The 12,234-nt window shown below is 70.3% G+C and carries 9 protein-coding genes; 2 read left to right on the top strand and 7 right to left on the bottom strand.

From position 1 onward, the window contains the following. Positions 1–244: 244 nt before the first annotated feature. Together pruA and ACWDUZ_RS26605 are read right to left on the bottom strand one after the other, a co-directional pair. Positions 245–1,876 (bottom strand): L-glutamate gamma-semialdehyde dehydrogenase, encoded by a 1,632-nt coding sequence (pruA, locus tag ACWDUZ_RS26610; RefSeq protein WP_451634335.1) that lies wholly within the window; start codon positions 1,874–1,876, stop codon positions 245–247. A 252-nt stretch (positions 1,877–2,128) separates the two neighbouring features. Further along, complete coding sequence (locus ACWDUZ_RS26605; protein ID WP_451634334.1) at positions 2,129–3,055, bottom strand: proline dehydrogenase family protein; 927 nt, start codon at positions 3,053–3,055, stop codon at positions 2,129–2,131. A 179-nt stretch (positions 3,056–3,234) separates the two neighbouring features. On the opposite strand from ACWDUZ_RS26605, the gene ACWDUZ_RS26600 reads away from it, so the two are divergent. After that, entirely contained in the window at positions 3,235–4,407 is a 1,173-nt protein-coding gene (locus ACWDUZ_RS26600) for a PucR family transcriptional regulator (protein WP_451634333.1), read from the top strand. Positions 4,408–4,429: 22 nt separating this feature from the next. On the opposite strand, the gene ACWDUZ_RS26595 is transcribed toward ACWDUZ_RS26600, so the two are convergent. After that, positions 4,430–5,017, bottom strand: coding sequence for a TetR/AcrR family transcriptional regulator (locus ACWDUZ_RS26595; RefSeq protein WP_451634332.1), 588 nt, complete (start codon positions 5,015–5,017; stop codon positions 4,430–4,432). A 97-nt stretch (positions 5,018–5,114) separates the two neighbouring features. Here ACWDUZ_RS26595 and ACWDUZ_RS26590 point away from each other — a divergent pair, with 97 nt between their 5' ends. Further along, positions 5,115–6,674: an MFS transporter gene (locus tag ACWDUZ_RS26590; protein WP_451634331.1), complete on the top strand. Its 1,560-nt coding sequence runs from the start codon at positions 5,115–5,117 to the stop codon at positions 6,672–6,674. 75 nt (positions 6,675–6,749) lie between these two features. Here ACWDUZ_RS26590 and serA read toward each other — a convergent pair whose 3' ends face one another. The 4 genes from serA to ACWDUZ_RS26570 all read right to left on the bottom strand — a co-directional run bounded on the left by serA (position 6,750) and on the right by ACWDUZ_RS26570 (position 12,144). Next, positions 6,750–8,339 (bottom strand): phosphoglycerate dehydrogenase, encoded by a 1,590-nt coding sequence (serA, locus tag ACWDUZ_RS26585; protein WP_451634330.1) that lies wholly within the window; start codon positions 8,337–8,339, stop codon positions 6,750–6,752. Between the two features lie 274 nt (positions 8,340–8,613). Next, positions 8,614–9,612, bottom strand: coding sequence for a ketol-acid reductoisomerase (gene ilvC, locus ACWDUZ_RS26580; RefSeq protein ID WP_451634329.1), 999 nt, complete (start codon positions 9,610–9,612; stop codon positions 8,614–8,616). A 119-nt stretch (positions 9,613–9,731) separates the two neighbouring features. Further along, a complete protein-coding gene (gene ilvN, locus ACWDUZ_RS26575; protein WP_451634328.1) occupies positions 9,732–10,259 on the bottom strand; it encodes an acetolactate synthase small subunit in 528 nt (175 codons plus the stop codon). 34 nt (positions 10,260–10,293) lie between these two features. Beyond that, a complete protein-coding gene (locus ACWDUZ_RS26570) occupies positions 10,294–12,144 on the bottom strand; it encodes an acetolactate synthase large subunit (protein ID WP_451634327.1) in 1,851 nt (616 codons plus the stop codon). Between the last annotated feature and the right edge of the window lie 90 nt (positions 12,145–12,234).

Below are 12,234 nucleotides of genomic sequence, written 5' to 3'. Positions count from 1 at the left end.
GACGGCGACACCGGCCGCACGCCTCTGACCTGGTCTTCTCGCCCGCGGCCGGGATGCCTTGATCCCGACGGCGAGTCAGCGGACGCCGCCGTCGGACCGGTCGAGGAGCGGCCCGGCGACGGCGGCCGGACGCCTTGCGTTGCTTGTGGACATGGCACCGCCCCCGGCCGGAGGGGTGCTTCCGGCCGGGGGCGGGGTTCGCGGGTTCCGCGCGGGGGTCAGCCCATGTCGGGTGGGACGGGGGTCAGCCCATGTGCGGGTAGGTGTAGTCGGTCGGCGGGACCAGGGTCTCCTTGATGGCGCGGGTCAGGGTCCAGCGCATCAGGTTCTGCGGGGCGCCCGCCTTGTCGTTGGTGCCGGAGGCGCGGCCGCCGCCGAAGGGCTGCTGGCCGACCACGGCGCCGGTCGACTTGTCGTTGATGTAGAAGTTGCCGGCCGCGTAGCGCAGCTTCTCCATGGTGTAGGCCGCCGCGGCGCGGTCGTTCGCGATGACCGAACCCGTGAGGGCGTAGTCCGACACCGACTCCATCTGGGTCAGCATCTCGTCGTACCGGTCGTCCTCGTAGACGTGGACCGCGAGGATCGGGCCGAAGTACTCGGTCGTGAAGACCTCGTTCTCCGGGTCGGTGCACTCGATGACGGTCGGGCGGACGAAGTAGCCGACCGAGTCGTCGTAGGTGCCGCCCGCGACGATCGTGCAGGACGGGTCCGCCTTGGCCCGGTCGATCGCGGCCTTGTTCTTCGCGAAGGCGCGCTCGTCGATGACCGCGCCCATGAAGTTGGACAGGTCGGTGACGTCACCCATGGTCAGGTAGTCGACCTCGGCGGCGAACTCCTCCTTGAAGCCGGAGTTCCAGATGGAGGCCGGGACGTACGCCCGGGAGGTGGCCGAGCACTTCTGGCCCTGGTACTCGAAGGCACCGCGGGTCAGGGCGGTCTTCAGCACCGCGCGGTCGGCGCTCGGGTGGGCCACCACGAAGTCCTTGCCGCCGGTCTCGCCGACCAGACGCGGGTAGGAGCGGTACTTCTCGATGTTGTTGCCGACCGTCTTCCACAGGTACTGGAAGGTCCTGGTCGAGCCGGTGAAGTGGATGCCGGCCAGGTCGCGGTGGTTCAGGGCGACCTCGGAGACCTCGATGCCGTCGCCGGTGAGGAGGTTGATGACGCCCTTGGGCAGGCCCGCCTCCTCCAGCAGCTTCATGAGCAGCACGGCCGCGTGGGTCTGGGTCGGGGACGGCTTCCAGATCACCACGTTGCCCATGAGGGCCGGCGCGGTCGGCAGGTTGGCCGCGATGGCCGAGAAGTTGAACGGCGTGATCGCGTAGACGAAGCCCTCCAGCGGGCGGTGGTCCATGCGGTTCCAGACGCCCGGGGAGTTGGCCGGGGGCTGCTCGGCCAGGATCTGGCGGGCGTAGTGGACGTTGAAGCGCCAGAAGTCGACCAGCTCGCAGGGGCTGTCGATCTCGGCCTGCTGGGCGGTCTTGGACTGGCCGAGCATGGTGGAGGCGGCGATCGTCTCGCGCCACGGACCGGCCAGCAGCTCGGCGGCGCGCAGGATGATCGCGGCACGGTCGTCGAAGGACATGGCGCGCCAGGCGGGGGCCGCGGCCAGGGCCGCGTCGATGGCGTCCTGGGCGTCCTGCCTGCTCGCGTTGCGGTAGGTGCCGAGGACCGCCTTGTGGTTGTGCGGCTGCACGACCTCGAAGGCCTCACCGCCGCCCATGCGCTTCTCGCCACCGATGGTGCAGGGGAGGTCGACCGGGTTCTCGGCCAGCTCCTTGAGCTTGGCCTCCAGCCGGGCGCGCTCGGGCGAGCCGGGGGCGTAGCCGTGCACCGGCTCGTTGACCGGCGTGGGGACCTGGGTCACAGCGTCCATGGGTTACCTCTTCCGAGTGATTCCCGTGCTTCGGCCGGGGGGAGCCGAAGCGCTTGCGTATGGTGAGCGGTGGTCAGGGCTTGACCGTCACGGACGCGCCGCAGCAAGTCCGTGAGAAGCCTCTTCGGAGGCGGAGTCACGGGTTCCGTAACTCCTTCTCGTTCTCGTGTACGGCGGAACCGGGTCCGACTCAGTCGGCCGTGGGCGGCGGTTGTCGTCCGCCGGCGGGCACTGGAGGACGACGACCGCCGCTCAGCCTTTGCTGACCATCGAGCGCACGAAGAAGCGCAGGTTGGCCGGCTTCTCCGCCAGGCGCCGCATGAAGTAGCCGTACCAGTCGGTGCCGTAGGCGGTGTAGACGCGCATCCGGTGGCCCTCGGCGGCCAGTCGCAGGTGCTCGTCGCTGCGGATGCCGTACAGCATCTGGAACTCGTACTCGCCGAGCTTGCGTCCGGCCGTGCGGGCCAGCTCCTGCGCGATGGAGATCAGACGCGGGTCGTGGGACCCGACCATCGGGTAGCCGTCGCCCTCCATGAGGGTGCGCAGGATCCGGACGTACGCCTTGTCGATCTCGTGCTTGTTCTGGTACGCGACCTCGGCGGGCTCCTTGTAGGCGCCCTTCACCAACCGTACGCGGCTGCCGCCCGCGGCGAGGCGGCGCGCGTCGGCCTCGGTGCGGAAGAGGTAGGCCTGAATGACGCAGCCGGTCTGCGGGAAGTCCTTCCGCAGCTCCTCGTGGATGGCGAACATCGAGTCCAGGGTCGTGTGGTCCTCCGCGTCCAGCGTGACCGTGGTGCCGATGGCGGCCGCGGCCTCGACGACCGGGCGGACGTTGGCGAGCGCCAGTTCGTGGCCGCCCGGGAGCGCCTGGCCGAACATGGACAGCTTCACCGACATCTCGACCTTCGGGCCGAGCTGAAGGTCCTTGAGGCGGTCGGCCAGCTGCAGGTAGGCGTCGCGGGCGGCGGCGGCCTGCTCGGCGGTGGTGATGTCCTCGCCGACCACATCCATGGTCAGCTCCAGGCCCCGGCCGGTCAGCTCCTCGATGATGGGGACGACGTCGTCCACGGTCTCACCGGGGATGAACCGGTCGACGACCTGCTTGGTCACTGGGGCCGCCGAGATCAGGCGTCGCATCCGGTCGCTGCGCGACGCGGCAAGAATCACGGGACCCAGCACGGGGCACCTCCACAACAGTCGAAGAAGGCCGGAGCCCGAGCTATCGGGGACGGCACGGAGAACCACCGTGAAAGTTAGGGATCCCTCCGATCGTCTGCCATCGACAGCTGTCACGCATCCGTGGACGCGATCTCAGACAGATGTATGAAGGCCCTGCGGAAATGAGGGAGAATGCCTGAGTGACGGCCGATTACAAAGGTGACTACCAGGAGCTGGTCGACGAGATCTCGGAGCTGCTCGGAGCGCCGGCCACGCTGGAGAACCGGGACTTCGAGCTGATCGCCTTCGGCGCCTACGCCAGCGAGGAGGACCTGGATCCCTCGGCCCTGGACCCGGTGCGCACCCGTTCGATCCTCACGCGCCGCTCCACGGCCGCCGTCCGCCGCTGGTTCGAGGGCTTCGGCATCACGCGGGCCACGGGCCCGGTCAGGATCCCGCCCACCCCCGAGGCGGGCGTGTACCGGGGACGGATCTGCCTTCCGGTACGCCATCGGGGTGTCGTCCTCGGCTACGTCTGGCTCCTGGAGGGCGAACCGGGGCCGACGGACCAGCAGCTGGCGGCCGCCATGCGGGTGACCGCGCGGATCGGCGCGCTGCTCGCCGACGAGGCGCAGCACGGCGCCGATCTGACCCGGGAGCTGCGCGCCGTGCTGACCGCGGAGCGGGGCTGGCCGCGGGACATGGCCGTGGCGGAGCTGCGTACGGCCCTGGGGGCGCGGGCGGACGGGCCGCACACCGTGGTGTGCGTGGCCCCCTGGCCCTCGTCAGACCCCGACGACGCCCCCTCGGTGCGCACTCTGCCGGGCGCGACGGCGTTGTGCGCGGTGCCCTGGGGCGCCGCGGACCAGTGCCTGGCGCTGCTGGTGCGGCTGCGCTCGCCGGACACGCTGACCCCGGCGGTGTCGGCGGCGACGCGGCTACTGGAACGGGCGGGCGCGGACGGGGTGGCCGGCGGGATCGCCGCCGGCCGGACCGGGCTGGCCGAGCTGGGCAGCGCCTGGGCGGAGGCGTCGGCGGCCGCGCGGGCCGCGCTGGCGGAGCCGCGCCTCGGGCCGGTGGCCGAGTGGGCCTCGATCGGCCCGTTCCGCCTGCTCAGCGCGTTGCCACCACAGGCCGCGCAGGACCCCGCCGTGCGCGCCCTGCTCTCCCCGGGCCATCAGGAGCTGGCCCGCACCGCCGAGGTCTTCCTGGACTGCGCGGGCCAGGCCGGCCGGGCCGCCGCCGAGCTGGGCATCCACCGCCAGACGCTCTACTACCGGCTGTCCCGGGTGGAACAGCTGACCGGTCTGGACCTGGACGAGGGGGAGGACCGGCTGCTGCTGCACATGGCCCTGAAGGCGGCGCGGCTCTAGTCGTTCCCGGGGCCGCGCGGCCTCAGGAGCTCCTGGTGGCTCCCTCGATGACCTGGCGCAGGCCCTCGGTGAGCTGTTCGGCGTCCGGGGCGGTCTTCGGGTCGAAGGTCCACTGGGAGATGAGGCCCGTCATCAGGACCGTGTAGAAGCTGCCGAGTGTGTCGACGACGTGTTCGGGGATGTCCTCCTCCCGACCGCCCATCAGCAGCGCGACGAAGCCGCGCGAGCCTTCCCGCTGGGCCTGCGCGAGTTGGTCGCGCACCTCGGGCAACTGGTCGCCCATGACCGCGATCTCCGCGCTGAGCCGCCAGAACGAGCCCGGCTCCCGCATGGTGGCGATGACGTTCGACCACACCTGCTGGAACCGTTCGACGGATCCGGGCGGGGCGTCCGTTCCGGTGTCCGTGTCCACGGCGAACGCGCCCGACATGCCCTCGACCAGCGACACGTAGGCCTGCGCCAGCAGCGCGTCCTTCGACCCGTAGTGGTAGCCGATCGAGGCGAGGTTGGTCCCCGACTCCTTGACGATGTCACGCGCGGTCGTACGAACGAAGCCCTTCTGCAGCAGACAGCGCTTGGCGCCTTCGAGCAGATCCTCACGGTGTCCCATGCGCTTCACCCTACTCCGGATTCATACGTCCGTCCTAGACGACTGATTTATACGAGCGTACTAGACAGGCGTTTAAGACGCCCGTACAGTCACTGCCATGACGAACTCGACGAGCACCACCACGACCGCGGCCCCCCGCGCCGGCCGTCGCGAATGGACCGCCCTCGGTGTGCTGATGCTGCCGCTGCTGCTGGTCTCCATGGACGTCTCGGTCCTGTACTTCGCGATCCCCGCGATCAGCGCGGACCTGGAGCCGAGCGGCACCCAGCAGCTGTGGATCTTCGACATCTACGCGTTCGTCCTGGCCGGTCTGCTGATGACGATGGGCTCGCTCGGCGACCGCATCGGCCGCCGCCGACTGCTGCTGACCGGGGCCGCCGCCTTCGGCGCCGCATCGCTGGTGGCCGCGTACGCGAACAGCGCCGAGACCCTGATCGCCGCCCGCGCGGTCCTCGGCATCGGCGGCGCCACCCTGATGCCCTCGACGATGGCGCTGGTCCGCACGATGTTCACCGACCCCGGACAACGGGCGAAGGCCATCGGCATCTGGTCCGGTGTGATGACCGGCGGCATCGCGCTCGGTTCGGTGCTCAGCGGGGTGCTGGTGCAGTACTTCTGGTGGGGCTCGGTCTTCCTGGTCAACCTGCCCGCGATGGTGCTGCTGCTGGCCCTCGGCCCGATCCTGCTGCCCGAGTCGAAGAACCCCGAGCCCGGCCGCTTCGACCTGCTCAGCGTGCCGCTGTCGATGGCGGCGGTGCTTCCGGTGATCTACGGCCTGAAGGAGATCCCGTCCGAGGGAGCGCACCCGCGCTACGTCGTCTCGATCGCCGTCGGCCTGCTCTTCGCGGCCCTCTTCGTCCACCGCCAGCGCACGGCGGCCGACCCGATGATCTCCCCGGCCCTGTTCCGCGGCCGCGGCTTCGCCCCCGCGATCGTCCTGAACCTCGTCTCCGCGTTCGCGATGATGGGCTCGGCCTTCTTCACCACGCAGTACCTGCAGTCGGTGCTCGGCAAGAGCGCGCTGGAGGCCGCCCTGTGGGCGCTGCTGCCGTCGGTGCCGATCGGGATGGCGGCGCCGGTGGCGACACAGCTGGTGCAGAAGGGCGTCAACCGGGCGTACGTCGTCGCCGCGGGCTTCGCGATCGCCGCGACCGGCTACGCGATGCTCGCTCTGGCCGGCACCGACTCGCTCTGGCTGGTGCTGGTCGCGTGCGGCGTCCTGGCCTCCGGCGTCGTGATGGTGATGTCCCAGATGACCGACCTGGCGCTGGGCGCCGCCCCGGTGGAACGGGCGGGCGCGGCCTCGTCCCTGCTGGAGACCGGCCAGGAGTTCGGCGGCGCGCTCGGCATGGCGGTGCTCGGCTCCGTCGGCACGGCGATCTACCGCCACGCGATCCCGTCCGCCGCGCCGGCCCCGGCCCACGAGACCCTCGGCGGTGCGCTCGCCGTCGCCGGACAGCTCCCGGGACGCGCGGGCGAGGCCCTGGTGTCGGCGGCACGCGAGGCCTTCACCGGCGGCATGCGGGGCGCGGCGATCGCGGCCGCGGCGGTGCTGGTCCTCGCGGCGATCGCGGCGGCGACGAGCCTGCGCCGGGTTCACGTGCGGGAGACCGCGCCGGCGCCGGAGGCGGCCGAGGCCGTGGAGGCGGCGGCCTGACGGCGGCCATGGGCGGTGCGCGAAAACGCCGGGCGGGCTACCTCACGTAGCCGCCCGGCGTTCGGTTGCGGCAACCTACACGAGGTTCACCGAACGGGCCGACGTCGCGCCGATCTCCGCGGCGACCTCGGCGAGCACGTTGGACGGCACGGTGTCGTCGACGGTCAGCACCGCCAGTGCCTCGCCACCCGCCGTCGAGCGGGCGACCTGCATGCCGGCGATGTTGATGCCGGCCTCGCCGATGACACGGCCGACCGTGCCCACGACACCGGGACGGTCCTCGTAGCGCAGGACGACCATGTGCTCGGCGAGCGCCAGGTCCACGTCGTAGTCGCCGACCGCGACGATCTTCTGGACGTGCTTGGGGCCGGCCAGCGTGCCGGAGACCGAGACCTCCTCGCCGTCGGCGAGGGTGCCGCGCACGGTGACGACGTTGCGGTGGTCGGCCGACTCGGAGCTGGTGGTCAGGCGGACCTCGACGCCGCGCTCCTGGGCGAACAGCGGGGCGTTGACGTAGGACACGGTCTCGTCGACGACGTCCTCGAAGACGCCCTTGAGCGCGGAGAGCTCCAGCACCTTCACGTCGTGCTGGGTGATCTCGCCGTAGACCTCGACATCGAGGCGGACCGCGACCTCGCCCGCCAGGGCGGTGAAGATGCGGCCGAGGCGCTCGGCGAGCGGCAGGCCCGGCTTGACGTCCTCGGCGATGACACCGCCCTGGACGTTCACCGCGTCCGGCACCAGCTCACCGGCCAGCGCGAGGCGCACGGACCGGGCGACGGCGATGCCCGCCTTCTCCTGGGCCTCGTCGGTGGAGGCGCCCAGGTGGGGGGTGCAGACCACCTGGTCGAACTCGAACAGCGGGGAGTCCGTGCACGGCTCCTTGGCGTACACGTCCAGGCCCGCGCCGGCGACCCGGCCTTCCTTGAGCGCCGAGTACAGCGCCTCCTCGTCGACGATCCCGCCGCGGGCGGCGTTGACGATGCGCACGCTCGGCCTGACCTTGCGCAGCGCCTCGTCGCCGATCAGGCCGAGGGTCTCGGGGGTCTTCGGAAGGTGGACGGTGATGAAGTCGGAGACCTCCAGCAGCTCGTCCAGGGTCAGCACCTTGACGCCCATCTGCGCGGCCCGCGCGGGCTGCACATAGGGGTCGTAGGCGACGACCTTCATCCCGAAGGCGGACATGCGCTGGGCCACCAGGGCGCCGATGCGGCCGAGGCCGACGACACCGAGGGTCTTCTCGGCCAGCTCGACACCCGTGTACTTGCTGCGCTTCCACTCACCGTTCTTCAGCGCGGCGTTGGCCTGCGGGATGTTGCGGGCGGTGGCGAGGATGAGGCCGCAGGCCAGCTCGGCGGCGGTCACGATGTTCGAGGTCGGGGCGTTGACGACCATCACGCCGGCCTTGGTGGCGGCGGAGACGTCGACGTTGTCCAGGCCGACACCGGCGCGGGCGACGACCTTGAGCTTGTTCGCCGCGGCGATCGCCTCCGCGTCGACCTTGGTGGCCGAACGGATCAGGATCGCGTCCACGTCGGCGATGGCGGGGAGCAGGTCGGCACGGTCGGCGCCGTTGCAGTGCCGGATCTCGAAGTCCGGGCCGAGCGCGTCGACGGTGGCGGGCGACAGCTCTTCAGCGATGAGTACGACGGGTTTCGAGCTCACGTGAGTCCTCACAAGTCCAATGCGGACGGCCGTCCCGACGGCCGCTGGCGGAGGGGTGCTAGCCGCGTGGAAGACGCACGACGCTGTGGGCCTGACGCGTTGTTGTGCAGCAGTGTAGTGGCGCCACGGGCGCCCCATTGCGCCGCTGCGGAAGGATCACCCGTCCGTGGCTGGACGGGGTGGACAACGCCGCGAGTCCACCGTGAACTCCGACGTTACCCCCGGTCCGCCGAAGAGGCCGGGGCGTTCCGCGCCCCGGCCTCCGGCATGAGGCCTACGCCTCCTCGTTCACCCAGCTCATGAGCTTGCGCAGCTCCTTGCCGGTGGTCTCCAGCAGGTGCTCGGAATCCTGCTTCTTGTACTCGTTGTACTTCTTCAGACCGCCGTGGTACTCGTCCATCCAGTTCCGGGCGAACGAACCGTCCTGGATCTCGGCCAGGACCTTCTTCATCTCGGCCTTGGTGGCGTCGGTGATGATGCGCGGGCCGGTGACGTAGTCGCCCCACTCGGCGGTCTCGGAGATCGACCAGCGCATCTTCTCCAGGCCGCCCTCGTACATGAGGTCGACGATCAGCTTCAGCTCGTGCAGGCACTCGAAGTAGGCGATCTCCGGCTGGTAGCCCGCCTCGACCAGGGTCTCGAAGCCGGCCTTCACCAGGGCGGCGGTGCCACCGCACAGCACGGCCTGCTCACCGAACAGGTCGGTCTCGGTCTCCTCGGTGAAGGTGGTCTTGATGACGCCGGCCCGGGTGCCGCCGATGCCCTTGGCGTAGGACAGGGCCAGCGCGAACGCGCTGCCGGAGGCGTCCTGCTCGACGGCCACGATGCACGGGACGCCGCGGCCCTCCTCGTACTGACGGCGCACCAGGTGGCCCGGGCCCTTCGGAGCGACCATGCAGACGTCCACGCCGGCCGGGGGCTTGATGAAGCCGAAGCGGATGTTGAAGCCGTGGCCGAAGAACAGCGCGTCGCCGTCCTTCAGGTTCGGGGCGATGGACTCCTCGTAGACCTGCGCCTGGATCGGGTCCGGGACCAGGATCATGATGACGTCGGCCTCGGCGGCGGCCTCCGCCGGGGTGACCACACGCAGGCCCTGCTCCTCGGCCTTGGCCTTGGACTTCGAGCCCTCGTGCAGACCGACCCGGACGTCGACGCCGGAGTCGCGCAGCGACAGGGCGTGGGCGTGGCCCTGGCTGCCGTAGCCGATGACCGCGACCTTGCGGCCCTGGATGATGGACAGGTCGGCGTCAGCGTCGTAGAACAGCTCGGCCACTTTGGGTTCTCTCCTTGGTGTGCAGGTTGTGCGTCCCACCGTATGCCGGTGAGGGGACGGGAGGTTCGGGGGTCTCGGTATCCGGGCGGCCGGTGTCCCCCGACCGCCCGAATACGCCGCTAAGCCGACCGGTCGAGGGCGCGCAGCGACCGGTCCGTGATCGAACGGGCCCCGCGGCCGATCGCGATCGTGCCGGACTGGACCAGTTCCTTGATGCCGAACGGCTCCAGCATCTTGAGCATGGCCGACAGCTTGTCGCTGGACCCGGTGGCCTCGACGGTCACCGCGTCCGGGGAGACGTCGACGGTCTTGGCGCGGAACAGCTGGACGATCTCGACGACCTGGGAGCGCGTCTCGTTGTCGGCGCGCACCTTCACCAGGACCAGTTCGCGCTGCACCGCCTGGGACGGCTCCAGCTCGACGATCTTGAGCACGTTGACGAGCTTGTTGAGCTGCTTGGTCACCTGTTCCAAGGGCAGGTCCTCGACGCTCACCACGATGGTGATGCGGGAGATGTCCGGGTGCTCGGTGACGCCGACCGCGAGCGAGTCGATGTTGAAGCCGCGACGGGAGAACAGGGCCGCGATCCGGGCGAGGATGCCGGGGGTGTTCTCGACCAGGACCGAGAGCGTGTGCTTGGTGGACATGACGGTCGTACCTTCCTGAAGTCCTCGGTGGCTCTCAGTCGTCCTCGTTGTCGCCGAAGTCGGGGCGGACGTCGCGGGCGGCCATGATCTCGTCGTTGGAGGTGCCGGCGGCGACCATCGGCCAGACCATCGCGTCCTCGTGGACGATGAAGTCGACGACGACCGGGCGGTCGTTGATGGAGTTGGCCTCCTCGATGACCTTGTCCAGGTCCTCGGGCCGCTCGCAGCGGATCGCGTAGCAGCCCATGGCCTCCGACAGCTTCACGAAGTCGGGCACCCGGGTGCCCCTGGCCTCGGGGTTGACGTCGTCCGGACCGGAGTGCAGGACCGTGTTGGAGTACCGCTGGTTGTAGAACAGGGTCTGCCACTGGCGGACCATCCCGAGGGCGCCGTTGTTGATGACGGCGACCTTGATCGGGATGTTGTTCAGGGCGCAGGTGGTCAGCTCCTGATTGGTCATCTGGAAGCAGCCGTCGCCGTCGATCGCCCAGACGGTCCGCTCGGGCTGTCCCGCCTTGGCGCCCATGGCGGCCGGGACGGCGTAGCCCATGGTTCCGGCGCCACCGGAGTTCAGCCAGGTGGCGGGCTTGTCGTACTGGATGAAGTGCGCGGCCCACATCTGGTGCTGGCCGACACCCGCCGCGAAGATCGTGTCCTCGGGGGCGAGCTGTCCGATGCGCTCGATGACCTGCTGCGGGGAGAGCGAGCCGTCCTCGGGCTGGTCGTAGCCGAGCGGGTAGGTGTCGCGCCAGCGGCTGAGGTCCTTCCACCAGGCGCTGTAGTCGCCCCTCTGGCCCTCGCTGTGCTCCTTCTGGACGGCCTGGATCAGGTCGGCGATCACCTCGCGGGCGTCGCCGACGATCGGCACGTCGGCGGCGCGGTTCTTGCCGATCTCGGCCGGGTCGATGTCGGCGTGGACGATCTTGGCGTACGGGGCGAAGCTGTCCAGCCTGCCGGTGACGCGATCGTCGAAGCGGGCTCCGAGGGCGACGATCAGGTCGGCCTTCTGCAGCGCGGTGACGGCGGTGACCGCACCGTGCATGCCCGGCATTCCCACGTGCAGCGGGTGGCTGTCGGGGAATGCGCCGAGCGCCATCAGGGTGGTGGTGACGGGCGCTCCGGTGAGTTCGGCGAGGACCTTCAGCTCGGCGGTGGCCCCGGCCTTGAGCACGCCGCCGCCGACGTAGAGCACGGGGCGCTTCGCGGCGGTGATGAGCTTGGCCGCCTCGCGGATCTGCTTGGCGTGCGGCTTGGTGACCGGGCGGTAGCCGGGCAGGTCCATGACCGGCGGCCAGGAGAAGGTGGTCTTCTTCTGGAGGATGTCCTTGGGGATGTCGACCAGGACCGGTCCGGGGCGGCCGGTGGAGGCGATGTGGAACGCCTGCGCGATCACCCGGGGGATGTCCTCGGCCTTGGTGACCAGGAAGCTGTGCTTGGTGATCGGCATCGTGATGCCGACGATGTCCGCCTCCTGGAAGGCGTCCGTGCCGATCGACGAGGACACCACCTGCCCGGTGATCGCGACCAGCGGCACGGAGTCCATGTTGGCGTCGGCGATCGGCGTGACCAGGTTGGTGGCGCCGGGTCCCGAGGTCGCCATGCAGACGCCGACCTTGCCGGTGGCCTGCGCGTAGCCGGTGGCGGCGTGGCCGGCGCCCTGCTCGTGCCGGACCAGGACGTGACGCACGCGGCCGGAGTCCATCAGCGGGTCGTACGCCGGAAGGATCGTGCCGCCGGGAATGCCGAATACGGTGTCGGCGCCGACCTCCTCGAGAGAGCGGATGAGGGACTGCGCACCCGTGACGTGCTCGACGGGCGCGGACTGCTGTCCTGAGGAACGGGGCCGCGGCTGCGGATGGTGGGCCCCGGAGGCCTGCTCGGTCATCGGCATTCTCTTCTCGATGCTGAGGTTCTGCGAGGGTTCGGGTGTCGGCTTTCGCCAGGTTCGCACGGTTTCGGGCTGCTGTGCGGCAGG

The sequence above is a fragment of the Streptomyces sp. NPDC003393 genome, assembly GCF_053589015.1.
The sequence above is the reverse complement of the archived record's forward strand: the minus strand, read 5'-3'. Positions and strand labels throughout refer to the sequence as shown.

Excerpts from the sequence above, each read along its gene's own strand:
- pruA (WP_451634335.1), bottom strand. The coding sequence starts at position 1,876 with ATGGACGCTGTGACCCAGGTCCCCACGCCGGTCAACGAGCCGGTGCAC.
- ACWDUZ_RS26595 (WP_451634332.1), bottom strand. The coding sequence starts at position 5,017 with ATGGGACACCGTGAGGATCTGCTCGAAGGCGCCAAGCGCTGTCTGCTG.
- ACWDUZ_RS26590 (WP_451634331.1), top strand. The coding sequence starts at position 5,115 with ATGACGAACTCGACGAGCACCACCACGACCGCGGCCCCCCGCGCCGGC.
- ilvN (WP_451634328.1), bottom strand. The coding sequence starts at position 10,259 with ATGTCCACCAAGCACACGCTCTCGGTCCTGGTCGAGAACACCCCCGGC.
- ACWDUZ_RS26570 (WP_451634327.1), bottom strand. The coding sequence starts at position 12,144 with ATGACCGAGCAGGCCTCCGGGGCCCACCATCCGCAGCCGCGGCCCCGT.